Source organism: Winogradskyella sp. HB-48, from assembly GCF_049942685.1.
GTDB lineage: Bacteria > Bacteroidota > Bacteroidia > Flavobacteriales > Flavobacteriaceae > Winogradskyella.
Genome location: NZ_CP187934.1, coordinates 3,099,808 through 3,124,206, shown reverse-complemented (window position 1 = coordinate 3,124,206; position 24,399 = coordinate 3,099,808). Strand labels below are relative to the sequence as shown.

The window sequence follows — 24,399 nt, the reverse complement described above, 5'->3', positions numbered from 1 at the left end:
ATAACTTCGCTTATCATCCGATAAAGTCAATTATTAACTGACCTTATCTAACCGTTGGACATAATTTAAAGAGTATGATATCAGATTTAAGAAAATCAATAAATTCTATTTTATATCAGCGAGTAACAAGTCCCTTATTTGGAACTTTTACATTTGCTTGGTTAGTTTGGAATTGGAAAATTCTTTATACAACATTTTTTATTGACGAAGATAAAATCGATAAAAACAAAATTGACTATATAGTTGAAAATTTTAGTGATCCAAAATTTTTAATTTGGTATCCTTTACTTTCGACATTAATTTTATTGACTGTAATTCCATTCATTTCAAATGGAGCATATTGGTTAAGTTTAAAATTTGAAAAATGGAGAGTAGACAACAAAAATGCTATTGAAAAAAAGCAACTTCTTACCCTTGAACAGTCTATTCAATTACGAGAACAGATTATTGATTCTGAAAGAAAATTTGACTCTCTTCTTCAAAACAAAAACGATGAAATCAAGCAATTAAAAGGCATAATAGAACAAATGGAATCTGTCAAAAAAAGCGAAACAGACTTTAATGATAAAGGTTCAAAGACAGAGGATGAAGAACAGGAAATAATTGGGATTTTCAACAAGGTTAAAGAAAATCCAAAATTAAAAACAGCTAGAAACACGATAAACTTTTTTATACAAGGAGGATATTCAGGTCTATCAAAAGATGAAAATATTAATTCACAAATCTTATCATATTTTGAATCCAATGACTTGATTCAACATTTAGGAAAAGGAATGTATGAATGGACTGAAAAAGGAAAAAGACTTAATCAATTGATTAATGATTTAGAATTTGAATAAAACTATGCCCAACAACGTGTATAGTACATTGCTTCTGATTTTCCTTTCGGAAAATCCTCGCGCTGAATTATCGCCTTTGTTTTTTTACTAGATTAGTTGCTTAAACACGCAACTAACCATACACAAACACGATAAGCGTAACTCCCGAAATTTAGCCTCAAACCTCTTTGGCACTGAATTTGTTTGTAACAAAACGCAAGATTTTACTACCAATAAGTAAACAACGTTTAACTTAAAAAAGAAAAATTATGATTCAGTATAAAGGTGCATTAGTATTAGGAGCATTAATTGGTGCAGCTGCAGGTGTATTATTAGCACCAGACAAAGGCAGTGTAACTAGAGATCATCTTAAAAAAGAGGGTAAGGGGATAAAAGACAAACTTGTAGATGACTTTAATGAAGTAAAAGAAGATTTGTCTAAAGCCGCAAAATCTGGTAAAGACAAGTTTAAAGAAGACATGAAAGACTTTGCCTCAAAAGCCAGTTACAAAACAGAAGAAGCCATTACCTTTTTAGAAAAGCAATTGGCTATTCTTAAAGAAAAGAATAAGACCTTACAGCAAACAAGTTAGTAATTGAAGCCACAATTTAGTTGTGGCTTTTTTATTTCCGTCAGTTCGAGTGAATTTTATGAGTGAAAGGAATAAAATTTGTACTTCGACAGGCTCAGCAGAGCTATCGAGAACCAATAAATAAAACTTCTCGACCTGTCTGCCGACAAAGGCAGGTACAATTTTTGCTGGCTTCGACTACGCTCAGCCAACAGAAAATTACTCGAAGTGATGTTATAATTACCCAATAACTTTAAGCAATTTAGCTTTTATTTCTGGCCATTCTTCTTTTAAAATACCATAACAACAAGTACTTCGTCTAAAGCCATCTTTCATAAGTACATCTTTGCGCAGAATACCTTCTAAGGTAGCACCAAGTTTTTCAACAGCGCGTCTCGATTTGTTGTTGCGTTCATCTATTCTAAATTCTACTTTTTCAAATTCAAGGGTTTCAAAAGCATACTGTAGCATTAAAAATTTCATATTGGCATTTAATCCTGTCCCTTGAAATTCGTGCCCAATCCATGTCCAACCAATATGTAGTAGTTTGTTTTTCCAGTTAATGAGTCCAAAACGTGTAGAGCCAGCATAGGTTTGGGTGGCTTTGTCAAAAACAATAAACGGAATAATGGTTTTATGGTAATAGCCATCTACAGCCACTTGCACATAATCCCTCAGTTTTTCTGGTGTAGAAATATCGGAAGGTGAGTAGAAGATAAGGTCTTTTTGTTGAGCAATACTTTCTAAATGTTTGTAATTGCTTAAGTCTAGCAGACTTAGTTTTACACGCTTGTTTTCTAGGGTTGGTACTGTCATGGTCTAGTGAACTAATATGAAACAAATTAATCTAAATTTTCAAATTCACTTCTTTGAATCTTTTACATAGTAGTAAACAAAACCTGTTGCTGCAAATGTTACAAGAATTAGAAAAAGAATTAAAAACCAATTGGTAGATTCGTTGTTGGAATTAATGCGGCTAAGAACACCATCTTTTTCAATAAAAATTGTAAATCCAAAAGACTTATCCATTAGGTTAATATCTTTTTTAAAACTTTTAAAATCAGACACTTCTATAATAGGTTTTTGAACCTTTAAGTAATTTTTTGCTGTTATTATATTTTCTTTTCTATTAAATATAATATTACTGTCGTAATAAAAGACATCATTGCTTATTAAGTCGTTGGAGGATTGAAAACGCCATTTTTGAGGAAGTTTAACCTTTGTAGTGTGATATCTAGAAACTGGATAAGGTAGCTCTATAGGATGACGTCTAGATTCCATATTAGGAAAAATTAATACATTTTGTAGATTGGTAGGCACAAATTCAATAGAGATTTTATTTGGCTCTAAATGCATAGGTTTCCATATACTATCAATAGCATAAAACTCTTTGATAATTAATTCGTTTTTATCCTTATTATCTTCAATAATAGGGTCTTTTAGCATCCTTACTTTATTATGGTATGTTGCATAAAAGTTTTCTAATTCTGTATGGAATGTTGTTTTGGCAGTATTCTTAATAACATAACGCATTCTATCGGCTTCAACATCAGTATAAGTTGTTTTTACATTTAGTGATGCTTTACCTTTAAGGTCTTTAATATCATATTCTTCATAAATTGAAACAGTGTTGCTGGAATTAGATATAATTGTGTCAAAAGATTTAGTAGTTTGGTCAACTACAAGGCCATATTCATAGTTAGGAAAATGTCGTTTGTAATATGTGCCAGATTGTTCGCTTAAGGTAGGATCAAAATACATTAAGTTGTCTTTGCTATCAATTACTTTTACAACACAATGGTTAAAAAATTCTGGAGAAGGAGGAAGATCTAACAAAGTATTTTTTAAAGAGCTATTAACTAGCATAGGATATGCCTTAATGTCTAATTCCTTTAACATATTTACCATAAGTAAACTCTTGTCTTTGCAATCACCATAGCGTTGCTCAAATACTTTATTAGGTGAATTAGGTTTGTAACTTCCTATACCGTATTCTAAGCCTAAGTACCTAATCTCGTTTTGAACAAAATCCAAAACAGCTTCAATTTTTTTACCGTCAGATTCGTTTTTATAGGCAATGTCCTGAATTTTTTGTTTTAATCCTGAAGATAATGCTTCATTTTGATAAAATATTGAAGATGCCCAACTAGTAACTTCGCTCCAGTTATTATAATCCGTTACCGCAACTGTAGGAAGCACTATTTTCCAGGACGGAATATACTCTTCATAAAAAAATGATTTTGGTGTAATTGTCGTCCAATTGTAAGTTTTGTAACCGTTTTTGGTTGAAATTATAGGTTCTTTATCGGTATTATAAAGCTTGTAGTTAATACCATTTTTTGTGTAAAGTATGATATTTACTTTACCAATAGGAACGTAATCATTTAAGTAAAACAAATTAGAGTACTTACCATTATGAATGGGGTTAAATCCTTTAATCGTATAACTTATATCTACAATATCACCAACTCTAACATCAGATAAATTGGTCATGGCTGTATATGAACCGTCGTAGAGGTAATTTTCGGCGTTCAATTCTCGTCGAATGACTTGAAAAAATTCAGGGTTTAATTTATCGATGATTTCACCATTTCTAATGATATTAATTGAGTGAAAAGTAAGTTTTTGATAAGATGGGTCATATACAACATTTATATCGGAACCACTTTGAACACCAGATGTGTTGGTGATTTTACTAGCAATCCGAAAGTGGCTTTCTTGTTTTGGAACATTTATTTGGTAATCTGCTATTAGTGTTAATGTCCCTTGCGAAATCTCTTCTTCATCAATATTAGGTGACAAATCATAATTTTGAATATTTACCCAATTAGGAATGTCAGACACATGTACACGTTGTTGACCAAAGCTTAACAATAAAAAAAAGAAAATAAATTTGAGTGTAATTAGATGTTTCAAGAAAATAGTTTTTTGATAATGGTAGATATTCTTACAAACTATAAAAAAACAACATTAAATTGAATAGTTGCCTATTTCCAAAATAAAGTTTGTGTTTACTTCGTGCTTTCCTTCAAACTGAAGAATCTTCAACCTTTTACCAAAGAGTTCTTCCGCATGTTGTCTCTCTTGTGCTATACGCTCGGCATCTAAATATTCGTCTTCAGTACCGTAAATCAGTTTTACCTCAGTGTTTTCTGAAAGATATTCAAAGTCTTTAGCAGTTAATTCCTTAGGAATACCACCAGAATGTAATACCAATTGCGAACATTGTAATTGTCGTTTAGCTAAATAACGCATGGCAACACTCACACCTTGGGAATACCCAAAAACAATAAAGTTGACATCTTCGGGAATGTTTTCAGCTTCAAAAACCGCATCAAAATAATTTAGGATATTCTGCATACCACTTTCGGTATTATCTCTTGTCAACCAATTAGCACCAACATGCATTTTTGGTTGTATGTAATATTTGCTTGGAGCTTGTGGTGCTATAAAATAGTTTTCTTCAGCATTTAGATCTTTAAAATACCGTAAAAAGTAACGACTTAGATAACCCATGCCATGGCACACAAACCAAACATTTTTAGTGTATTGGGTTAATGTGTTTAAGGTAGAGTATGAGTTACTTGTTTGGTAAACGATTTCTTTTTCCTCTGAATTCATTATTCCTAGTAGTTTCAGTATTTTTGTAACTGATGATAAAAATAAAGGTTTTATATGCAATTATCTAAGGAAATGATTTTGGCAAAAGCCAACGAAGTCTCAAAAAACACTTTAATGGAAACTTTAGATATAGAGATGATAGATTATGGCGAGGATTTTTTAGTTGCGAGAATGCCAGTAACCCCAAAAGTACACCAACCCGATGGTGTATTGCATGGAGGTGCTACGGCTGCCTTAGCAGAGAGTGTAGGTAGTTTCGCAGCGCATATTTTCACGGATTTAGAACAATATTTTGTTAGAGGTTTAGAGATTACAGCCAATCATTTAAAAAGTGTAAAGGACGGCTATGTCTATGCTAAAGCTACATTTTTGCATAAGGGTCGTACCACACAATTGCTAGATATTAGAATCACGGACGAGAAGGATAATTTAATTTCCGTTTGTCGTTTATCTACCATTTCATTACCGATTAAAAAGTAATAAATGACCCAAGATTCTTTTTTTGAAATATTGGAGCTTCAATATCAAAATCAGTTGCCTTTTGTAGTTTACAGTAGAGCCATCAACTCGGTAATTAAGTGTTGGCTACAAAATGATGAGACTCTACATACAACTTCAGATTTTTCAGAAAGTGGTTTTGTGTTTGCGCCTTTTGATTTAAATAATAAAAGCATACTACTTCCTGAAATAGAATGTGAGCACTATACATTAGAAACTGCTCATTTAGATTTAGTGGAAGACTTTAAAACGGAATCTATTGAAAATAAAGGTGAAGCCGAACATTTACAACTTGTTTCAAAAGGTATAGATATCATTAAGAATGGAGATTTATCAAAAGTCGTTTTATCTCGAAAGGTTGAAAAAGACTTAGAAAACGCAAATCCATTTACAATTTTCAAAAGGCTTTTTAATACCTACAAAAATGCGATGGTATATTGCTGGTATCATCCAAAAGTTGGGTTGTGGTTAGGTGCAACACCAGAATTATTGTTTAAAGTTGAAGGAAAACAACTGACAACGATTTCTTTAGCAGGAACTCAACCTTACACAGCAAACGCTGAAGTAATATGGACGCAAAAAGAATATGAAGAGCAACAAATTGTAACAGATTATATCACCAAACAGATAGAACCTCATACGGGCGACATTAAAATTTCGGAAGTTGAAACTGTAAGAGCAGGTAACCTCTTGCATCTTAAAACATACATACATAGCCAGATAAAAAGCGATAGTAGCTTAAAATCTATTATTGAAGCTTTGCATCCAACACCAGCAGTCTGTGGTTTTCCAAAAGAATTATCTAAAGAATTCATTTTGAATAATGAGAATTACAATCGAGAGTATTATACAGGTTTTTTAGGTGAACTTAATCTAAAGACTTCCAAAACTAGAAATACTAACAGACGTAATGTAGAGAACAATGCTTATACTGTTGTAAAAAAGCATTCTAATTTCTATGTCAACCTTCGTTGTATGCAATTAAAAAATCAAAAAGCCGTGATTTATGTTGGTGGAGGTATTACAAAAGATTCTATGCCGGAAAATGAATGGGAAGAAACGGTAAATAAAACTAAAACTATTGCTAACGTTTTAAGTTAAAATAAAGAGAATCCTTATCTTTGTTATTTGATGAAATACTCTAAAATTCCCTTATCTCAGACGGTTGTTACACTATGCAAAACGCATAATGTTAAACATATAGTTATTTCGCCTGGAAGTCGAAATGCACCTTTAACCATAGGTTTTACCAACGATGATTTCTTTAATTGCTACAGTATTGTAGACGAACGCTGCGCTGCTTTTTTTGCACTTGGTATTGCGCAACAGCTACAAGAACCAGTAGCTATGGTCTGTACTTCTGGTAGTGCACTGCTTAATTATTATCCTGCGATTTCTGAAGCGTATTACAGTAATATACCATTAATAGTTTTATCAGCTGATAGACCCAAACACTTAATTGATGTAGGTGATGGGCAAACCATAAAACAGAAAAACGTTTATGGAGAGCATGTATTATACAGTACAAATCTAAAATTGGATTTAAAAGATAAAGAACATAAATCTGTAGATGATGAGTTGCCGATAATGCGAAGTATTGAGAATAAGCTTGAGCGTTTCTTGGGAATTCAAAAAGATATACAGTCTCATAATGAATCTGAAGTGCATGATGCTATAACCATAGCAAGACTAAAGTCTGGTCCAGTTCACATTAATATTCCGTTTGATGAGCCTCTTTATGAAACAGTAGATGAACTAAGCATAAATCCTAAACCTTTTAGTATTGCTGACCGAACAGAGAAGATAGATGATTTTGAAATAAAAAGTCTTTTGGATATTTGGCACTCAGCAAAACGAAAAATGATTCTGGTTGGCGTGCTACCACCAGATTCGATTGAAGAGCAATGGTTGCAAGAATTAGCTGATGACGATAGTATATTGGTATTTACAGAGACCACGTCAAATTTGCATCATCCAGATTTTTTTCCTGGAATAGATAAAATGATTGCACCGCTAGATGAGGAAGAATTTCAGTCATTACAACCAGATATTCTTTTGACTTTTGGCGGTATGATAGTTTCTAAAAAAGTTAAAGCCTTTTTGAGACAATACAAACCAGAAGATCATTGGCATGTGGATTTATTTAAGGCTAATGACACATTTTTCTGTTTAGATAAACATATTAAATTAACTCCTAATACGTTTTTAAAAACCTTTTTACCACAAGTAACACATCACACTAAAAGTGATTATAAAACCACTTGGTTAAAGGTGAGGCAAAAGCGAAGAAAGCTTCATGATGACTATTTAAAAACGATTCCGTTTTCAGATTTTACTGTATTTAATACCATATTAAGAGGTATTCCAAAGCAAAGTCAGTTACAAGTTGGTAATAGCTCTACAATACGCTACACACAATTATTTCAACTTAGAAAGGACATTACTGTATTTTGTAACCGAGGTACTAGTGGTATAGATGGAAGTACAAGTACAGCCATCGGAGCTGCGGTAGTTAATAAGCAACGTGTAACATTTATAACAGGTGATTTAAGCTTTTTCTATGATAGTAATGCACTTTGGAATAATTACATTCCAAAGAATTTTAGAATCATTGTTATTAATAACGAGGGTGGTGGTATTTTCAGAATTTTACCAGGTCATAAGAATACCGAAAATTTTGATACGTATTTTGAAACGAAGCACCATTTAACAGCTAAACAGCTCTGCGAGATGTATGGGTTTGAATATTTTAAAGCTAAAGATGAAGCGTCCTTAGATGGAGTATTAGATAAGTTTTACAATGCATCCAAAAAGCCAAAACTTTTAGAAGTTTTTACGCCATCTACTATTAATGATCAGGTGCTTTTAGACTATTTCAAGTTTATAATGTAAAAAAATCAATTAATTATCACTATATGTGACTTTTATGCTTTTTAAGTGTCTAAAAAATACTTACCTTTAAGGGGACAATTTATTTAATCTAAAACAAGAATAAAATGAGTAAAAGAGACGAATTAATCGCAAAGTACGCTGCTGATTTAAAAGAAAAGTGTGGTGTTAATCCAGACATGGATTTATTAACTAAAGTCACTGTAGGTTTAGGACCTTCTATCTATAATCCTGATTCTTCAACAGTTTCTGGTTCAGATGAAAAAGAATTAGCAACCGTAAAGAATAATTACTTAATTAAAAAGTTGGGTCTAAGTGAAAAGGACAATCTAGATGGAGCGATAGCTTCTGTGATGGATAAATACGGTCAGTCTAATAGAAATAAATATAGAGCTGTTGTATATTATTTATTATGTGCTCATTTCAAAAAAGCTTCAGTTTACAAATAGACTTTATATATAGATAAAAAGACCTTTCTTTTTGAGAAAGGTCTTTTTTATTTCTTAAATTTTCTACTTTTCGCTTGTAACTTATTTCTACCTTTACGGCATGATACATTTAGGAGAATACAATACATTAGAAATATTAAGAGATACTGAGCCAGGACTGTTTCTTGGGGATGGTGAAGACGGAGAAGTTTTATTGCCAAATAGATATGTTCCAGAAACATTTGAAATTGGTGATAAGCTCGAAGTTTTCGTGTATTTGGATAATGAAGAACGTCCAGTAGCCACAACAGACAAGCCTTTTATAAAAAAGGGCGATTTTGCACTATTAAGATGTAATCAAGTCACTAAGTTCGGTGCTTTCTTGGATTGGGGTTTGGTAAAAGAATTGTTTTGCCCGTTTAAGGAACAAGCTTTTAAAATGAAAGCTGGTGGTTGGTATTTAGTCTATTGTTATTTGGATGAAGAAACAGAGCGCTTAGTTGCGTCTAGTAAGACCAATCGCTTTTTAGATAATAAAGAACTTACTGTAAAACAGTTTGATGAAGTAGATTTAATTGTGTCGCATCCATCAGAAATAGGTATGAATGTTATTGTAAACAAAAAGCACTTAGGCTTGGTATTTAAAGATGATATTTACAAAGACATTAGTGTAGGAGATAGACTAAAAGGAATTGTTAAAAAAGTGCGTCAAGACAATAAGCTTGATATATCGCTAAATCAAATAGGTTACAGAAATATTGAACCCAATGCAGAATTCATCATCAATGAATTAAAAGATAATAGTGGCTTTTTACCATTACATGATAAGTCGAGTCCAGAAGACATAAAAGAGCAATTACAAATGAGTAAAAAGGCTTTCAAAAAAGCGATTGGCTCACTTTATAAAGAACGGTTAATCACCATTAGTGAAGATGGAATCACATTGGTTAAAAATTAAATAATTATTAATATAGCTGGATATTAGCTGATTAATTGAGATGATATACAATTTTTAACCCAAGTAATGGATTCTTCAATATCTGTAAAAGCTTTTCGGTTGAAATTAAAAAAGTGATTCTCTATTTCAAAAACTTTTTCGGTTAGAGTGTTATATACCACAACAGCATAGGCCTTTAAATTAGGAAATGCAGCATTAAATAAATCTGCATCATTTAAGTTTAAAGAGTAGGAGTTAATTCTGTTTGATATGAAGCCAAAGGGACGATTTTCAAAATGAATTTTTACGATTTCAGTAATATCCGAGAAATTTTCAAAATTAATATCAACACCTTCGTCGAACTCTCCAACAAAATAATCTTCAAATAAATATATATTACCTAAATTAACTTTAAAGTGTTGGTAACTATCCGTAGTAGTATGCATTATGCTATTAACCATGCCTTTTGAAAATTAGTTGCAAATATAGCATGATGACACAATAACTTCAAACAGAAATGATTGGTTCTCCCATAATTATTTATTCCTTATTTTTGTTCTCAAAATTTTGAAAAATATGAACCATATAGATTGGAAAGTTGCCAAATCTTATGAAGATATAACATATCACAAATGTAATGGTGTTGCAAGAATTGCATTTAATCGTCCAGATGTACGTAATGCCTTTCGTCCAAAGACAACTTCAGAACTTTATGATGCATTTTATGATGCAAACGAGGATGTGAATATTGGTGTCGTTTTATTAAGTGCCGAAGGTCCATCGTCTAAAGATGGAGTTTGGAGTTTTTGCTCTGGTGGAGATCAAAAAGCCAGAGGCCACCAAGGTTATGTTGGTGATGATGGTTATCACAGGTTGAATATTTTAGAAGTTCAACGTCTAATTCGTTTTATGCCTAAAGCAGTAATAGCAGTAGTGCCTGGTTGGGCAGTAGGTGGTGGACACAGTTTGCATGTGGTATGCGATTTAACCTTGGCAAGTAAAGAGCATGCAATTTTTAAGCAAACGGATGCTGATGTTACTAGTTTTGATGGTGGTTATGGGTCTGCTTATTTAGCAAAAATGGTCGGTCAAAAAAAAGCTAGGGAAATATTTTTCTTAGGAAGAAATTATTCAGCCCAGGAAGCCTACGAAATGGGTATGGTCAATGCCGTGATACCGCACGATGAATTAGAAAATACTGCCTATGAATGGGCGCAGGAAATTTTAGCGAAATCACCAATCTCTATAAAAATGCTAAAGTTTGCGATGAATCTTACTGATGATGGAATGGTAGGTCAACAAGTATTCGCAGGTGAAGCCACCAGACTTGCTTACATGACAGATGAAGCTAAAGAAGGACGTAATGCATTCTTAGAAAAAAGAAAACCTAACTTTCCAAAAAAATGGATTCCATAAAATAAAAAAGGCTTAATGAAAAAAATTAAACCTTGGCTTTTGGCCATGAGGCTTAGAACACTCCCACTGTCAGTTTCAGGGATTATCTTAGGAACTTGTTTTGCGCTGTATAATGGTCGCTTTAGTTGGTGGGTTTTGGTGCTAGCTATCTTAACAACTATAAGTCTTCAAGTACTATCTAATTTGGCGAACGACTATGGAGATGGCATCAAAGGTACTGATAATGCAAATCGGGTAGGGCCAGAAAGGGCAATACAAAGCGGTACTATTACTCCAGACGAAATGTTAGATGCCATAAAGTTTAATATAGTGGTGGTTATTATACTAACGTTATCACTTATCATGGCAGCTTTTGGACCAAATAACTTTTTATTTTTATTGCTTTTTGTGTTTTTGGGGGGTATTTCTGTTTATGCAGCCCTTAATTACACAATGGGTGATTCACCTTATGGTTATCGAGCTCTTGGTGACGTTTTTGTCTTTATATTTTTTGGACTAATAAGTACTATCGGTAGTTACTTACTCTATGTACACACTATTGATCACCTTGTTGTATTACCGGCTGTAGCATTAGGTTTATTAAGCGTAGGTGTTTTAAATCTAAATAATATGAGAGATTTAGAAGCAGATGCCAACGTGGGTAAAATCACAGTAGCCGTAAAACTAGGCATTAAACGGGCTAAGCTATATCACTATTTTCTTATTATAGGGGCTATGTTGACCTCTGTGGTTTTTTCAATTTTTTATTACGTAGAAGAATCCTATAATTTTTTGTATTTAATAGCTTTTGTTCCTTTATTAGTTCATCTGAAAAAAATAAGAGTTGCAAAAGCACCTAATGATTTTGATAGCCAGTTAAAGGTATTGGCATTATCTACGTTTCTTTTTGCATTGTTATTAGGTGTTGGGTATGTTTTGTATTAACTTAGTGTATAATTAGTTTTTAAAATCTATCTAAAATGAAAATCACATTTTACGGTCACGCGTGTTTAGGAATTGAAATTAACCACATTCACATTCTTGTAGATCCATTTATATCTGGTAACGAAAAAGCATCACATATAGACATTGATACTATAAAAGCAGATTATATTCTAATAACCCACGCACATCAAGATCACATATTAGATGTTGAAAGAATTGCAAAGCGGACTGATGCAACTATAGTTTCTAATTATGAAATTGTGGTACATTATCAAAATTTAGGATTTAAAGGACATCCTATGAATCATGGAGGTTCATGGAATTTTGACTTTGGTAAGGTTAAATATGTTAATGCTGTGCATACGTCTTCATTTCCAGATGGTAAATATGGTGGACAACCAGGTGGATTTTTAATACAGGCAGATAAGAAAACACTATACATAGCAGGTGATACGGCTCTACATTATGATATGAAAATTCTAGGTCAGAATTATGATTTAGACTTAGCTGTTTTACCAATAGGTGATAATTTTACAATGGGAGTAGAAGATGCAATTATAGCTACCCGTTTTTTAAAGTGCGATAGAGTGTTAGGTTACCATTATGATACATTTGGTTATATTGAAATTGATAAGGTAAAAGCAAAAGCCAAATTTGATTCTAAATTAAAAACCCTAAAGTTATTGGACATTGGTGGTAGTATGGAAGTATAGTTATTGTATTTCCAGCTTATAACCAATACCGTGTACATTTGTCAGCTTAATATTAGGGTCATCTTGTAATTTTTTACGAAGTTTGGAGATATAAGTGTCTAAACTTCTACCGACAACAACACCATTATCCTCCCAAATGCGTTTGGTGAGTTCTTCTCGAGCGACTATGTCGTTGGGTTTTTCTGAGAGTATTTCAAGGATTTCACATTCCTTTTTAGAAAGACTTATTTCCGTAGCTTGTTTTACTAATTTATGTTGCTCTGGGTAAAATATAAAACTGCCTAGTCGAATTTGGTCAACGTCTTCCTTTGAAGGTTTTAAAGGAATTGTTCTTTTCATCAGTGAGTAAACTAATAGTCCTATAAAAAATATAGGAATAAATAAAATCCAAAAATTAAAACCAGCTTTATTATCTTGAAATTTGATAAATAGAAAATAACAGGATTTTGGTAACACGCGACCACCACAAGGCACAATGTCTGTGTCTGTTCTATTCTTCATTTGGTAGCTATATGCAATTTCTGTATCGCTACACAGCAAAACTTCAATAATGTAATTAGAAGGTAATTCTGCTTTCTTAAAGCTTTTCTCAATAATTTCCACAAGAATTTCAGGATCAATAGATAAATCGTTTTCAAACTTTAGCTTATAGGTTTTTGAGTTGATTTCTTCAACAGGTAAAACCAAAGATGTAGAATCCTTTTGCGCTAACAGCAATTCGTGACCAACAGATCTAATGGCGATTTTGACTTGATCAGGATTTACACCTCGTACTTCAGAAGAACAAGAGTTAAGCACAAAATAACTGAGTAAAAGCAGAATGAAGCGATAGTATTTTTTCATAAGCAATGTAAAGAACAGCATTTTAATCACTTTTTACAAGGCTTCACACTTCTTTTACACTTTTTTGACATTTTCTGATAGCTATCAAAGTAGTTTTGGATAAAATCAATAAAACAATCAATTATGAAACAAACAGTTATTTTATTCGCTCTTATCACCCTATGTATTTTCAACAGCTGTAAAAATGAACCGAAAACAAACAATGAAAATCTAATTGTAGTAAAAGAAGAAACACCCGAAGAAGTCCACAATAATTTTGATGGATTGATTGCGATAAACGTAGAAAAGAGCATCGTAAATTGGAAAGGCTCAATGCTTTTTAGTTTTGGTGAACATTACGGAACGGTCAATTTTAAGGAAGGTTCTTTGGAATTTAAAAACAATGAAATTATTGGTGGGAGTTTCGTTGTTGATATGAATACCATAATTAATACAGATGGCGAATACAGTGAGGATTTGGTTAACCACTTAAAAAACGAAGACTTTTTTGAAGTTTATAAATTCTGGGAAGCTAAATTGGAATTTGTGAATTTTGAAAAAATTGATGGCGGTAGACTTAAAATTGATGCCAATTTAACCATTAAAGGCATTACCAAACCTATGGTATTATACAACGTGGATTTTTTGCCAAAAGAGAAAATGCTTTACACCAAATTTAAAATTGATAGAACTGATTTCGGAATAAATTATAGTTCTAAAGGTGTTTCAAAATTTAAGGATTATGCGATTTCTGATGCGGTAGAACTTGAGGTTGAATTATTTTTAAACCACTAGAAAATGAATAGAAGTTTGGTATTAATTCTTATGAGTTTTTGTTTTTCCTTTAGTCTTGCTCAAAAAAACATCACAGAAAGTTTATTGGTGGTAGATAGTTTATGGACAAAGGAAATGTTTGAATTCCCTATTCATTTTGCACCTGACATTACCTACCAAGGATTTGAAGAGGCCCGTTTTCCAAAAGGTTGGTCTAATCAAGATAGTTCAGAGTATTGGTCTTATGTTTTTGCTTGGAGTATAAAAGGGAATACTGTACTTAATGAAAACATCTTAGAAGTCAATCTACAGTTATATTTTGATGGGTTAATGGCTACCGTTAATAAAGACCAAAATTTTAAAGTTCCTGAAACGGTTGCTCTATTTATAAAGAATGATGAAAATAATTTCATAGGAAAGATACGCTTATTTAATTCATTTCATACAAAAAAGATGATGACTTTAAACGTATTGGTAAATACTTACAATTGTTTAGAGGAAGATAGGGTATTAGTACTGTTTAGATTTTCACCAAGTGTTTTTGATGCTGAGATATGGGAAAAATTAAAAGATATAAAACTCAAGACTAATGCCTGCGCAATAAATAATAAAGGAAATTAAAAGACCTTACCTTACTTGACTCTTCAAAACTACTTTATGTAACAGCTTCGGAAAAAAGCGCTTTAGATATACGCCTAAAACTTCTTTTTGACCTATGTAAGCTTCAAATTTTTCCCTTTTAATGGCTTTTAGCATTCGTTTGGCAAAAACATCAACGTTTAAGCCATTTTCGGTTGCTGTATCCTGCTCATTTCGGGTTGAGCCATCACCTGTTAAAGCATTACGTGCAACGTTGGTGTTTACAAATCCAGGGCAAATCATTGTTACTTTTATATTATCCTTATCATGCTCTAATCTTAGAGCATCAAAAAAGCCGTGTAATGCATGTTTAGCGCCACAATAAGCAGAGCGGTAAGGCGAACTAAACTTGCCCATCAAACTCGTTACTGTTACGAAATGTCCTGATTGTTTGGCAATAAAATGAGGGAGTAAAGCTTTAGATAAAGTCACTGTACCCAAATAGTCAATATCCATTAGTTTTTTGTCCACCTCAATATCTGTGTCAATAATTAAAGAACGTTGACTTATACCACCATTATTTATAAGGATGTCAATGTTACCAAACAAAGAAAGGGCCTTTTCTACTACCGTTCGCATTTTATAATAATCGGCTAGGTCTAGCGGCAAAACTTCAACGTTTTTAGGTTGTAAACATTCATTTTTTACATCATTCAAAACTGCTTGCCGACGAGACGAAAGAATAAGTTTACAATTGTATTTAGATAATTCTAATGCAAGAGCTTTACCGATACCGCTTGATGCACCTGTAATCCAAATAACTTTATTTTCAAATGTCATGATTGTTTATTTGAATTTAACCACTCCTGTCTTAGGTCATCACTAACTGTACCTGTTCCGTCATGTTTCCAGCCAGGATGTTTTATGAGGTACATAAAACGCTGTTTTAATGTCTTTTTACCAGTAAAAGCATCTTTAATCATGTACAGCCACTCTAAAAATGCGATTTTTACAGGATTAAAAGTATTGATGTTTTTTACTAAGCCATAGTTTACTTTTTCTTCATCTAGTTCAGGCTGAAAAGTACCAAAGAGTTTATCCCAAATGATTAAAATACCTGCATGGTTACGGTCTAAGTAAATAGGGTTGCTACCGTGATGCACTCTGTGGTGAGAAGGTGTATTGAAAACAGCTTCAAACCAGCGAGGCATTTTGTTAATGGCTTCCGTGTGAATCCAAAATTGATAGAGCAAACTAACAGACATTTGTAATAAAATCATGGCAGGATGAAATCCTAGAAGTGGCAACCATAACCAAAACACAAAACTATAAAATCCACCTGACCAAGTTTGCCGTAAAGCTGTACTCAAATTATAGTGTTGAGAAGAATGGTGAACCACATGCGATGCCCAAAATAAGCGACATTCGTGAGAAATACGATGAAACCAATAATAAGCTAAATCATCTGCAAAAAATAACAGAACAAAAGACCACCAAGCAAAGGGAATGGTAAATAATCTAAAGTTATTGTAAACCCAAGTCAAAGCTAATAACACCAAAACTTTACTTGCAAAGCCTAAAAAAACATTTCCTAAACCCATAGCTATGGATGCAAAAGCATCCTTTGCTTCATAACCTTTTACGTGCTTTAGTTGCTCTCTTGTGGTTACATATAATTCTAGTAACATAGCCAAAATGAAAAATGGGATGGCATAAAGAATAATATTTGGGAAATCTGGCATTTGTAGGTGTATTTCAGCATCTAAAATACGAAAATATTTAAGTATTTTTGACATTGAATTATGATAGCCACTTACTATAAGTATATACTTAACTTTAAGCGACCTAGCGGTACATCTAGAGGTATAATGACCACTAAAGAAACTTGGTTCATTATTCTTGAGGAAAACGGTAAAAAGGGAGTGGGAGAGTGTGGTATTTTAAGAAGTTTGAGCATAGATGATAAACCAGATTATGAACACAAACTAAAATGGGTTTGTAAAAATATCAGTCTTGGTTCAGAATTACTGGTGAAAGAATTGAGTGAGTATCCAAGTATACAGTTTGGGTTAGAAATGGCTTTTAAATCTTTAGAAAGTGAATCTGAGTTCGATTTGTTTCCATCTAAATTTACTCAAGGAAAAGGTACCATTCCAATAAATGGTTTGGTTTGGATGGGTGACGAAGCCTTTATGCGCAAGCAAGTCAAAGAAAAAATTGAAACGGGATTTAACTGCATAAAATTAAAAATTGGAGCTATAGATTTTCAAACAGAGCTTGATATTCTAAAATCTATACGAAAAGAATTCTCTATTTCAGATATTGAATTGCGAGTTGATGCTAATGGTGCATTTTCCCCTAATGAAGCATTAGAAAAATTGAATCGTCTTTCTGAATATCAATTACATTCCATTGAGCAACCTATTAAGTCTAAACAGTTTTATGATATGGCAAAGCTTTGTGAGGAAACACCTTTACCTATAGCTTTGGATGAAGAGTTGATAGGAGTTTTTAAATTTGAAGATAAGCAAGAATTACTTTCAATAATAAAACCGCACTATATCATTTTAAAGCCAAGTCTTGTTGGTGGTTTTGGCGGTAGCGAACAATGGATAAAGATTGCTGAAAATTTAAATATAAAATGGTGGATAACAAGTGCACTAGAAAGTAATATAGGCTTAAATGCTATTGCTCAGTGGACTTATACATTAAATAATACAATGCCTCAAGGTCTTGGAACAGGAAGTTTATTTACTAATAATTTTATGTCTCCATTAACCGTAAAAAATGGTACTTTGCGATACGATTTAAACAAGGACTGGAATTTTAATTTAGACTAATGAATTACATACAACAAGCTTATAAGGGGCAAAGAGAATTATGGATGTTTATATTGACAACCATATTGGTTGCAGGTATCTTTTTATTAAATTTTGTTTTTTATTTGATAACTGACCCATCGGATATGGAGGCTGCCTATGAAATGATGAAAGGCATACCTTCAAGTCTAAATTTGGCTATAAATCTTTTGCCTTTTGCATTTCTTTTAGGTTTACTGTTTGTTTTAGTAAAATATGTACACCAACGAAGCATTTTATCTTTAACTACAGCAAGACCCAAAGTTGATTATGGAAGGATATTTTTTGCTTTTATGATGGTTGCGACATTTACGATAGTATCGTTCATCATAAGCTATAATATAGATTCGTCAGAGATTATATATCAATTCGATTTTAAGAAATTTTCGATTTTATTTTTGGTAAGTATTGTTCTTTTTCCTTTTCAGATAGGATTAGAGGAATATCTTTTTAGAGGCTATCTTATGCAACACATAGGAATTATGGTTAAGAATAAATGGTTTCCTTTAATTCTAACTTCTGTCTTATTTGGTATAGCACATAGTGCTAATCCTGAAGTTGCTAATATTGGTTTCTGGAAAATGATGATTTTCTACATTGGTACTGGTTTATTGTTAGGCATTATGACCTTGATGGATGATGGTCTAGAGCTAGCTTTAGGATTTCACTTAGGAAACAACCTTTTAGCATCACTCTTGGTTACTGCAGACTGGACAGCTTTACAAACTGATGCTGTCTTTAAAAGTACAGCCGAACCATCTATGAGTATTGTTGGAGAAATTTTAATACCTGTTCTCGTAGTTTACCCAATTATGTTATTAATTTTATCAAAAAGGTATGGTTGGAAAAACTGGCAAGAACGTTTGTTTGGTAAAGTTTCAGAACCACCAAAAGAAGATTATAAAATCATAGGAGAATAATGACACCAGAATACGATAAAGTCCATAATAGATTCAAGTTAAATGGCTTGCACTATAGTCATGAAGATTTAAAGGAAGTAGCTTACAGCCTTATTAAAGAAGGTGAGCCTCACGAAAAAACAAGAGGGAATTTTTTAATAGATTGGCTCAATGACAAGGATTATGTGGAAGTAAAAACATCGGGTTCTACAGGCAAACCAAAACTAATAAAACTCAAAAAACAGGCCATGGTAAATTCTGCCATTGCTACTGGTGATTTCTTTGGTTTAGAACCAGGTAATACAGCTATGGATTGTTTACCAAGCCATTATATTGCAGGTAAAATGATGTTGGTAAGGGCTATGGTTTTAGGTTTGGAAATAGACTTTGTAGAACCAAGTGCGCATCCCATTTTCGATTACGAAAAGCACTACGACTTTTGTGCTATGATTCCCTTACAACTTAAGCATACCTTAAAATATACATACAATATAAAAACCCTTATTGTTGGTGGTTCTAAAGTTACACAACCATTATTGGAGCGCATCAAAACCTGTAGTTCTAAAGTTTTCGAAACTTATGGAATGACAGAGACTGTTACACACGTAGCAGTTAGACAACTACCATCAAAAGTATCTAAAGGTGAGAAGTTTTATAGTGCTATACCTAATGTGAGTTTTTCTCAAGATGATAGGCAGTGTTTGGTGATACACGCACCTAATTTATTAGGAGAGCCCTTAGCGACTAATGATATTGTAGATTTAAAATCTGAAACAAGTTTTAAGCTACTAGGTCGTTATGATAATGTTATTAATTCTGGTGGTGTAAAATTGTTCCCAGAACAGATAGAAGACAAGTTACAGCCAGCTATTGATGAGCGTTTTATTGTCGCTGGGGAAGAAGATGAAACTCTGGGAGAACGCCTTGTTTTAATAGTTGAAAACCCAAGAGACTCAGCTGAAAGTATAGCTAACAGAATAAGGTTTATAAAAGACCTTACCAAGTTTGAAGTACCAAAACACATTTATATTACCGATAAGTTTGTAGAAACTGTTAATGGTAAAATTCAACGTGCCAAAACTATAGAGTCCGTTTTAGGATAGTATACTCATTCAAATAGTAGGTTTACTCATTAGTTATTTATCAAATAAAACAATCATGCTAGTTTTAGAATAAACTAAAATCCAACTATCATGAAATTTTTTAAAACAGTACTACTCATTTTATGTTCTATTTATGTGTTTGGGCAAAATTCACCAGAGCTCAAGGTTAACGATTCATTATCAATCAAATTAAGCCATTTATCAGTCAAATCTGAAATTGTAGGTAATTTAGCAGTTACTACTTACAAAATGAGATTTTATAATGAAACCTCCAGAATTTTAGAAGGGGAATTGATTTTTCCATTGGAGCAAGGACAAAGCGTTACAAATTTTGCAATGGATGTCAATGGTAAAATGCGAAATGCAGTAATTGTAGAAAAAGAACTTGGTAGAGTAGCTTACGAAAGCACTGTTAGACAAACGATTGATCCAGGTCTTCTTGAGTTGACCAAAGGTAATAATTATAAAGCTAGAGTTTATCCGATTCCATCAAATGGTTATAAAACAATTGAAATAGAATTTGAAGAAGAGCTAAGAGTGTCGGATATGAAACATATATTTAGATTGCCCTTTAGTTTTCAAAATCCATTGGAATTTGATTTTGAAGTTTTAATTTATAATACAGATTTAAAACCAAGAATTTTAAGAGGAAATAAATATGGTTTAGATTTTAAAATTTCGGATTTTAAAATCTCTTCTAGTGTTTACAAAGAAAAGGTTGTAGTTGATGAGGATTTTTTAATTGAAATTCCAATAGCTTCAGATCAAGTAGTTTCAACTTATTCAGACTATTTTAATATCTATAAATCTTTTAAGCCAAAATCAAAACTAAAAAAGAAACCTGAAACTATTTCTATTTTTTGGGATTCTTCATTATCAATGAAATATAGAGATATTGCCGAAGAGTTTAATCTTTTAGAAGAGTATTTTGATTATCTACAAAACATTGAAGTTGATTTAATTGTATTTAGTAATACAACATTGTTTGAAAAGAAGTATTTCATTAGCGGAGGTAATTGGAGTACGCTAAAGGATGATTTAAGTACTGTTAAATACGATGGTGGCACGTCTTATTTACAATTACCAAAAACAAATACAGAAGAAGTTTTATTTTTTACTGATGGAATGTTCAACTTAGGAGAGTTTAATACTACTACTAATAATAAGACTACTGTTTATTGTATAAATACATTAGGATCTGCTAATCACGAATATTTGAATAAGTTAAGTAGTCAAAACAATGGGAAGTATATTAATTTAAAACGTATGTCTACTAATTCTGCATTGGATGAACTTAGAACAGAATCATATAAGTTTTTAGGATTTAAAAAAAATAAGAATATCTCTGAAGTGTACCCTAAAAAAGGTGCGATTATAGACCAAGGATTTTCAGTTTCTGGCCGTTTTAAAGTAAATACAAAGATTGAATTGTTGTTTGGTTATGGTAATGAGGTTAAAGAAAATGTAATAGTTGAGCTAAAAAGTAATAATTCTAACAACCTACCTAAAAGACTTTGGGCTAAGAAAAAGCTTAAGTATCTAAATCTAGAAAAGGAAAATAATAGGGACAAAATAATTGCATTAGCAAAAAAATATCACTTAATAAGTGATTTTACTTCATTGATTGTTTTAGATAGATTAGAAGACTATTTGCGTTATAGAATAGAGCCACCAAATGAACTAAAAGCAGAATACAAAGAACGTCTAGCAAATATTGAATTTGAAGATGAAGAACGACAAAGTGATATAGAAGATAGGAAAGAAGAGCTTTTAGAAGATTATGAAGATTTAAAGAAATGGTATAATACCAAATACCCGATTAAAAAGCCATTAAAAAAGGAAATTACGCAACAAGCATTAAATCATAATACTCAACAAGCAAATGTAACCGAACCTCAAAATTCTAATGATAACACTATTGAAACAATAGATTATACGAGCCACAGAAATATTCAACAACCAATATTAGATAGAACTAAAAATTTTGTCACTGGTACTATTACAACAGCTAGTGATGGTTTACCATTACCTGGTGCAAATGTTATTATTAAAGGAACCACAAGAGGAGTAGTAACTGATTTTGATGGCAATTATTCAATTAACATAGAACCAAATGAAACATTAGTTATTTCGTATGTAGGCATGAATAAAACTGAAATTACAGTTGATTCGGCAGAAGTTTACAATGTTGCTTTAGAAGAAGGTAATGCTTTAGATGAGGTAGTAGTCGTAGCTTATAGTGTAACTAGAAAAGAAGCGATGACTGGTTCTGTTTCTGTTGTTGAAGAAGAGACTTTATCAGTGTCAGAAAGTATAAATTCATTAATGGGTCAAGCATCAGGTATTTCAATCAGTGAGGAGGCTAATGGAAATCTAGGAAGTTCATCAAAAGTTATAGTGAGAGGGTATTCTAGTATTAATACAGCTAAAAACCCATTATATATTCTTGACGGAAAAGTCTTTGATGAAGAAAGTATTAGAGAGATTGAAACAGATAGTATTCATTCTATGATGGTTTTAAAAGATGCAAATGCTCAGGTTCTTTATGGTTCCCGAGCTCAAAATGGAGTTATTGTTATTACTACTAAAAAGGGATTAGAAGAAAATCGAGAAGAAATAAAGTCATTAAATGAAAAAATCTATAAAGATATAGAGTTTAAAGCTTGGAATCCTGAAAGTGATTATATTAAGATATTATCTGCAGAAAAAGATATAGAAAGTGCTTACTCAAAATATCTAGAGTTGTTAGTAAAATATAGAAATACTCCTTCATTTTTTCTAGATGTAGCAGATTTTTTTGAAAGTAAGGATGATAATAAATTAGCCATTAGAGTTTTATCTAATCTAGCAGAAATTGATTTGGATAACCATGAAATTTTAAGAGCTCTAGCTTATAAGTTAGAATATTTTAAGCAATACGATTTGGCTCTAAATGTTTGTAAGGAGATATTAAGTTTAAGACCTGAAGAGCCACAATCCACAAGAGATTTAGCTTTAGCTTATGAGAATATCGGAATGTATCAAAAAGCATTTGATTTGTTATATAGTATTATTGATGGTAAGCTTCTTGAAAAGGATGAAGATGAACGTTTCTATGGTATTGAGCATATTGCATTTATTGAAGCAGGACATTTATTAAAAAAGCATAAAAAGAAAATTTCACTAACAAAAAAACAGAAAAAGCTTGTGTTTCCTGTAAGTGTAGATTTAAGAGTTGTTGCAGATTGGAATCATAATGATACGGATTTAGATCTATGGGTAGATAACCCAAAGGATCAAAAAATAAGTTATAAAAATAAAATAACTGATTATGGAGATAGACTTTCCGAAGATATGACAGAGGGTTATGGACCTGAAGAATATCTTATTAAAAAAGGTTTAAAAGGCGATTATAATTTGGAAGTAGACTACTATGCTGATAATGTGCAAAAAATTTCTGGTCCAACAATTCTTAAAGTAACAATCTATAAAAATTATGGTAAACCAAATGAAATAAAAGAGTTAAGAATTTTAAGGCTGAGTGGTGATGGAGTAGATGATACCATAGAAATAGGAAAAGTTAATTTTTAACAAATAAAACCCAATGCATTTGCATTGGGTTTTTAGTTTATAATATGTGAGTTTAAAAATTAATTTCCTGCAGAAAGATTTTTCATCTCTTCTTCAATCATTTCATAGAACTGATCAATTTTAGGAAGTACAACTATACGTGTACGTCTGTTTTTAGCTCTGTTCTCAACGTTATCATTCTCAACCAATGGTACGTGGTAGCTACGACCTGCAGCAATCAATTGTTGAGGGTTTACTTTTAGGTCCTCTAAAACTCTTACCACAGAAGTAGCACGTTTAACACTAAGATCCCAGTTATCTAATAACGGAGGTTTGTTGTAAGGTACATTGTCGGTGTGCGCTTCAACCATAGCTTCAAAGTTGGGTTTGCTATTTATTACTTTAGCTACTTTACCTAAAATTTCTTTAGCTCTTTCAGTTACGGTATAACTTCCACTTTGGAATAATAATTTATCTGCAATTGAGATAAAAACAACACCTTTTTCTACATTAATTTCAATGTCTGGATCATTAATACCAACCTCTTTCTTTAAACTAGTAACGATAGCTAGTGTTACACTATCCTTTTTAGTTAAAGCATCTTGTAAGCGCGAAATCTTTAAGTCTTTTTCTTTTAAGCTCTCAAGTGATTTCTCAAGGTTTTCTGCACCTTTTTGTGTTAAGGTTGTTAAGTTTCCTTTTGTATCAATTAAATCTTGGTTAGCCTTACGTAAATCAGCTAACTGATCTTTCATAGTCTCTACTCTGGCATTTGCAGCGGCAGCATCAGAAAGACATTTATTTAATTTTACAGTAGCACTGTTTAATAAGTCTTGAGTTTCTTGTTGTTTTGCCTCAAGTGCAGCATATTCTTTCTTCGATACGCAAGATGCTAGCAACACCATTGAGCAAACACTTAATAACATTAGTTTTTTCATAATTTTCATTATAGTTTAAGTTGTTAATTTTAACATACCAAAATTATAGAAAAGAAAACTC

Annotated in this window: 24 protein-coding genes; 16 read left to right on the top strand and 8 right to left on the bottom strand. The window is 32.2% G+C overall.

The genetic code is table 11. The annotated features are described in order from the left end of the window. Positions 1 to 74 precede the first annotated feature (74 nt). Positions 75 to 839 carry a hypothetical protein gene (locus ACPX19_RS13990; RefSeq protein WP_426430652.1) on the top strand — a complete coding sequence of 255 codons (765 nt, stop codon included), beginning with the start codon at positions 75 to 77 and terminating at the stop codon, positions 837 to 839. Positions 840 to 1,087: 248 nt separating this feature from the next. Next, the gene (locus ACPX19_RS13985; protein WP_426430651.1) at positions 1,088 to 1,411 is read left to right on the top strand and encodes a YtxH domain-containing protein; all 324 of its coding nucleotides are present in this window, start codon (positions 1,088 to 1,090) and stop codon (positions 1,409 to 1,411) included. Positions 1,412 to 1,630: 219 nt separating this feature from the next. On the opposite strand, the gene ACPX19_RS13980 is transcribed toward ACPX19_RS13985, so the two are convergent. Genes ACPX19_RS13980 through ACPX19_RS13970 form a run of 3 tightly spaced genes read right to left on the bottom strand, consistent with a single transcriptional unit; the run spans position 1,631 to position 5,011 of the window. Beyond that, positions 1,631 to 2,206, bottom strand: coding sequence for a GNAT family N-acetyltransferase (locus ACPX19_RS13980; RefSeq protein WP_426430650.1), 576 nt, complete (start codon positions 2,204 to 2,206; stop codon positions 1,631 to 1,633). A gap of 45 nt (positions 2,207 to 2,251) precedes the next feature. Then, a complete protein-coding gene (locus ACPX19_RS13975; protein WP_426430649.1) occupies positions 2,252 to 4,306 on the bottom strand; it encodes a DUF3857 domain-containing transglutaminase family protein in 2,055 nt (684 codons plus the stop codon). A 54-nt stretch (positions 4,307 to 4,360) separates the two neighbouring features. Then, positions 4,361 to 5,011, bottom strand: coding sequence for an alpha/beta hydrolase (locus ACPX19_RS13970; protein ID WP_426430648.1), 651 nt, complete (start codon positions 5,009 to 5,011; stop codon positions 4,361 to 4,363). A gap of 54 nt (positions 5,012 to 5,065) precedes the next feature. Between ACPX19_RS13970 and ACPX19_RS13965 the strand changes: the two genes are divergently transcribed. The 5 genes from ACPX19_RS13965 (at position 5,066) to ACPX19_RS13945 (ending at position 9,784) form a co-directional block, all read left to right on the top strand. Next, positions 5,066 to 5,491 carry a PaaI family thioesterase gene (locus ACPX19_RS13965; protein WP_426430647.1) on the top strand — a complete coding sequence of 142 codons (426 nt, stop codon included), beginning with the start codon at positions 5,066 to 5,068 and terminating at the stop codon, positions 5,489 to 5,491. A gap of 3 nt (positions 5,492 to 5,494) precedes the next feature. Beyond that, positions 5,495 to 6,610, top strand: a complete 1,116-nt coding sequence (locus tag ACPX19_RS13960) for a chorismate-binding protein (protein ID WP_426430646.1) — start codon at positions 5,495 to 5,497, stop codon at positions 6,608 to 6,610. A 30-nt stretch (positions 6,611 to 6,640) separates the two neighbouring features. Continuing rightward, the gene (gene menD, locus ACPX19_RS13955; RefSeq protein WP_426430645.1) at positions 6,641 to 8,401 is read left to right on the top strand and encodes a 2-succinyl-5-enolpyruvyl-6-hydroxy-3-cyclohexene-1-carboxylate synthase; all 1,761 of its coding nucleotides are present in this window, start codon (positions 6,641 to 6,643) and stop codon (positions 8,399 to 8,401) included. Between the two features lie 104 nt (positions 8,402 to 8,505). Beyond that, on the top strand, positions 8,506 to 8,847 hold the full coding sequence (locus ACPX19_RS13950) for a DUF2853 family protein (RefSeq protein ID WP_426430644.1): 342 nt from the start codon (positions 8,506 to 8,508) through the stop codon (positions 8,845 to 8,847). Positions 8,848 to 8,947: 100 nt separating this feature from the next. Further along, positions 8,948 to 9,784: a CvfB family protein gene (locus tag ACPX19_RS13945; RefSeq protein WP_426430643.1), complete on the top strand. Its 837-nt coding sequence runs from the start codon at positions 8,948 to 8,950 to the stop codon at positions 9,782 to 9,784. 23 nt (positions 9,785 to 9,807) lie between these two features. Here the strand turns inward: ACPX19_RS13945 and ACPX19_RS13940 are convergent, their stop codons facing one another. Continuing rightward, the gene (locus ACPX19_RS13940) at positions 9,808 to 10,224 is read right to left on the bottom strand and encodes a hypothetical protein (RefSeq protein ID WP_426430642.1); all 417 of its coding nucleotides are present in this window, start codon (positions 10,222 to 10,224) and stop codon (positions 9,808 to 9,810) included. A 115-nt stretch (positions 10,225 to 10,339) separates the two neighbouring features. Here ACPX19_RS13940 and ACPX19_RS13935 point away from each other — a divergent pair, with 115 nt between their 5' ends. Genes ACPX19_RS13935 through ACPX19_RS13925 form a run of 3 tightly spaced genes read left to right on the top strand, consistent with a single transcriptional unit; the run spans position 10,340 to position 12,816 of the window. Continuing rightward, the gene (locus tag ACPX19_RS13935) at positions 10,340 to 11,179 is read left to right on the top strand and encodes a 1,4-dihydroxy-2-naphthoyl-CoA synthase (RefSeq protein WP_426430641.1); all 840 of its coding nucleotides are present in this window, start codon (positions 10,340 to 10,342) and stop codon (positions 11,177 to 11,179) included. Between the two features lie 15 nt (positions 11,180 to 11,194). Beyond that, on the top strand, positions 11,195 to 12,103 hold the full coding sequence (menA, locus tag ACPX19_RS13930; protein ID WP_426430640.1) for a 1,4-dihydroxy-2-naphthoate octaprenyltransferase: 909 nt from the start codon (positions 11,195 to 11,197) through the stop codon (positions 12,101 to 12,103). Positions 12,104 to 12,138: 35 nt separating this feature from the next. Beyond that, positions 12,139 to 12,816 carry a metal-dependent hydrolase gene (locus ACPX19_RS13925; protein ID WP_426430639.1) on the top strand — a complete coding sequence of 226 codons (678 nt, stop codon included), beginning with the start codon at positions 12,139 to 12,141 and terminating at the stop codon, positions 12,814 to 12,816. On the opposite strand, the gene ACPX19_RS13920 is transcribed toward ACPX19_RS13925, so the two are convergent. Continuing rightward, on the bottom strand, positions 12,817 to 13,659 hold the full coding sequence (locus ACPX19_RS13920) for a winged helix-turn-helix domain-containing protein (protein ID WP_426430638.1): 843 nt from the start codon (positions 13,657 to 13,659) through the stop codon (positions 12,817 to 12,819). A gap of 123 nt (positions 13,660 to 13,782) precedes the next feature. On the opposite strand from ACPX19_RS13920, the gene ACPX19_RS13915 reads away from it, so the two are divergent. Then, the gene (locus ACPX19_RS13915) at positions 13,783 to 14,433 is read left to right on the top strand and encodes a YceI family protein (RefSeq protein WP_426430637.1); all 651 of its coding nucleotides are present in this window, start codon (positions 13,783 to 13,785) and stop codon (positions 14,431 to 14,433) included. Between the two features lie 3 nt (positions 14,434 to 14,436). Further along, positions 14,437 to 15,033 (top strand): hypothetical protein, encoded by a 597-nt coding sequence (locus ACPX19_RS13910; protein WP_426430636.1) that lies wholly within the window; start codon positions 14,437 to 14,439, stop codon positions 15,031 to 15,033. Between the two features lie 6 nt (positions 15,034 to 15,039). Here ACPX19_RS13910 and ACPX19_RS13905 read toward each other — a convergent pair whose 3' ends face one another. Together ACPX19_RS13905 and ACPX19_RS13900 are read right to left on the bottom strand one after the other, a co-directional pair. Next, on the bottom strand, positions 15,040 to 15,831 hold the full coding sequence (locus tag ACPX19_RS13905; RefSeq protein WP_426430635.1) for an SDR family oxidoreductase: 792 nt from the start codon (positions 15,829 to 15,831) through the stop codon (positions 15,040 to 15,042). Next, positions 15,828 to 16,787, bottom strand: coding sequence for a sterol desaturase family protein (locus ACPX19_RS13900; RefSeq protein WP_426430634.1), 960 nt, complete (start codon positions 16,785 to 16,787; stop codon positions 15,828 to 15,830). Before ACPX19_RS13900 ends, ACPX19_RS13905 begins: the two co-directional genes overlap by 4 nt. Before the next feature lie 6 nt (positions 16,788 to 16,793). Here ACPX19_RS13900 and ACPX19_RS13895 point away from each other — a divergent pair, with 6 nt between their 5' ends. From ACPX19_RS13895 to ACPX19_RS13880, 4 genes are all read left to right on the top strand, one after another. Continuing rightward, a complete protein-coding gene (locus ACPX19_RS13895) occupies positions 16,794 to 17,831 on the top strand; it encodes an o-succinylbenzoate synthase (protein ID WP_426430633.1) in 1,038 nt (345 codons plus the stop codon). Next, positions 17,831 to 18,769: a CPBP family intramembrane glutamic endopeptidase gene (locus ACPX19_RS13890; protein WP_426430632.1), complete on the top strand. Its 939-nt coding sequence runs from the start codon at positions 17,831 to 17,833 to the stop codon at positions 18,767 to 18,769. The genes ACPX19_RS13895 and ACPX19_RS13890 overlap by 1 nt, the downstream gene beginning before the upstream one ends. After that, positions 18,769 to 19,851, top strand: coding sequence for an AMP-binding protein (locus tag ACPX19_RS13885; RefSeq protein WP_426430631.1), 1,083 nt, complete (start codon positions 18,769 to 18,771; stop codon positions 19,849 to 19,851). The genes ACPX19_RS13890 and ACPX19_RS13885 overlap by 1 nt, the downstream gene beginning before the upstream one ends. Before the next feature lie 90 nt (positions 19,852 to 19,941). Further along, positions 19,942 to 23,421 carry a VIT domain-containing protein gene (locus ACPX19_RS13880; protein WP_426430630.1) on the top strand — a complete coding sequence of 1,160 codons (3,480 nt, stop codon included), beginning with the start codon at positions 19,942 to 19,944 and terminating at the stop codon, positions 23,419 to 23,421. A gap of 59 nt (positions 23,422 to 23,480) precedes the next feature. Here the strand turns inward: ACPX19_RS13880 and ACPX19_RS13875 are convergent, their stop codons facing one another. Next, on the bottom strand, positions 23,481 to 24,338 hold the full coding sequence (locus tag ACPX19_RS13875; RefSeq protein ID WP_426430629.1) for an OmpA/MotB family protein: 858 nt from the start codon (positions 24,336 to 24,338) through the stop codon (positions 23,481 to 23,483). Positions 24,339 to 24,399: the final 61 nt, after the last annotated feature.

What these genes read in the sequence shown, in the direction of transcription:
- ACPX19_RS13960 (WP_426430646.1), top strand. Translation starts at nt 5,495, where the DNA reads ATGACCCAAGATTCTTTTTTTGAAATATTGGAGCTTCAATATCAAAAT.
- ACPX19_RS13890 (WP_426430632.1), top strand. Translation starts at nt 17,831, where the DNA reads ATGAATTACATACAACAAGCTTATAAGGGGCAAAGAGAATTATGGATG.
- menD (WP_426430645.1), top strand. Translation starts at nt 6,641, where the DNA reads ATGAAATACTCTAAAATTCCCTTATCTCAGACGGTTGTTACACTATGC.
- menA (WP_426430640.1), top strand. Translation starts at nt 11,195, where the DNA reads ATGAAAAAAATTAAACCTTGGCTTTTGGCCATGAGGCTTAGAACACTC.
- ACPX19_RS13965 (WP_426430647.1), top strand. Translation starts at nt 5,066, where the DNA reads ATGCAATTATCTAAGGAAATGATTTTGGCAAAAGCCAACGAAGTCTCA.
- ACPX19_RS13885 (WP_426430631.1), top strand. Translation starts at nt 18,769, where the DNA reads ATGACACCAGAATACGATAAAGTCCATAATAGATTCAAGTTAAATGGC.
- ACPX19_RS13920 (WP_426430638.1), bottom strand. Translation starts at nt 13,659, where the DNA reads ATGAAAAAATACTATCGCTTCATTCTGCTTTTACTCAGTTATTTTGTG.
- ACPX19_RS13895 (WP_426430633.1), top strand. Translation starts at nt 16,794, where the DNA reads ATGATAGCCACTTACTATAAGTATATACTTAACTTTAAGCGACCTAGC.
- ACPX19_RS13875 (WP_426430629.1), bottom strand. Translation starts at nt 24,338, where the DNA reads ATGAAAAAACTAATGTTATTAAGTGTTTGCTCAATGGTGTTGCTAGCA.
- ACPX19_RS13935 (WP_426430641.1), top strand. Translation starts at nt 10,340, where the DNA reads ATGAACCATATAGATTGGAAAGTTGCCAAATCTTATGAAGATATAACA.
- ACPX19_RS13950 (WP_426430644.1), top strand. Translation starts at nt 8,506, where the DNA reads ATGAGTAAAAGAGACGAATTAATCGCAAAGTACGCTGCTGATTTAAAA.
- ACPX19_RS13945 (WP_426430643.1), top strand. Translation starts at nt 8,948, where the DNA reads ATGATACATTTAGGAGAATACAATACATTAGAAATATTAAGAGATACT.
- ACPX19_RS13925 (WP_426430639.1), top strand. Translation starts at nt 12,139, where the DNA reads ATGAAAATCACATTTTACGGTCACGCGTGTTTAGGAATTGAAATTAAC.
- ACPX19_RS13910 (WP_426430636.1), top strand. Translation starts at nt 14,437, where the DNA reads ATGAATAGAAGTTTGGTATTAATTCTTATGAGTTTTTGTTTTTCCTTT.
- ACPX19_RS13970 (WP_426430648.1), bottom strand. Translation starts at nt 5,011, where the DNA reads ATGAATTCAGAGGAAAAAGAAATCGTTTACCAAACAAGTAACTCATAC.
- ACPX19_RS13990 (WP_426430652.1), top strand. Translation starts at nt 75, where the DNA reads ATGATATCAGATTTAAGAAAATCAATAAATTCTATTTTATATCAGCGA.
- ACPX19_RS13880 (WP_426430630.1), top strand. Translation starts at nt 19,942, where the DNA reads ATGAAATTTTTTAAAACAGTACTACTCATTTTATGTTCTATTTATGTG.
- ACPX19_RS13985 (WP_426430651.1), top strand. Translation starts at nt 1,088, where the DNA reads ATGATTCAGTATAAAGGTGCATTAGTATTAGGAGCATTAATTGGTGCA.
- ACPX19_RS13900 (WP_426430634.1), bottom strand. Translation starts at nt 16,787, where the DNA reads ATGTCAAAAATACTTAAATATTTTCGTATTTTAGATGCTGAAATACAC.
- ACPX19_RS13905 (WP_426430635.1), bottom strand. Translation starts at nt 15,831, where the DNA reads ATGACATTTGAAAATAAAGTTATTTGGATTACAGGTGCATCAAGCGGT.
- ACPX19_RS13915 (WP_426430637.1), top strand. Translation starts at nt 13,783, where the DNA reads ATGAAACAAACAGTTATTTTATTCGCTCTTATCACCCTATGTATTTTC.
- ACPX19_RS13980 (WP_426430650.1), bottom strand. Translation starts at nt 2,206, where the DNA reads ATGACAGTACCAACCCTAGAAAACAAGCGTGTAAAACTAAGTCTGCTA.
- ACPX19_RS13940 (WP_426430642.1), bottom strand. Translation starts at nt 10,224, where the DNA reads ATGGTTAATAGCATAATGCATACTACTACGGATAGTTACCAACACTTT.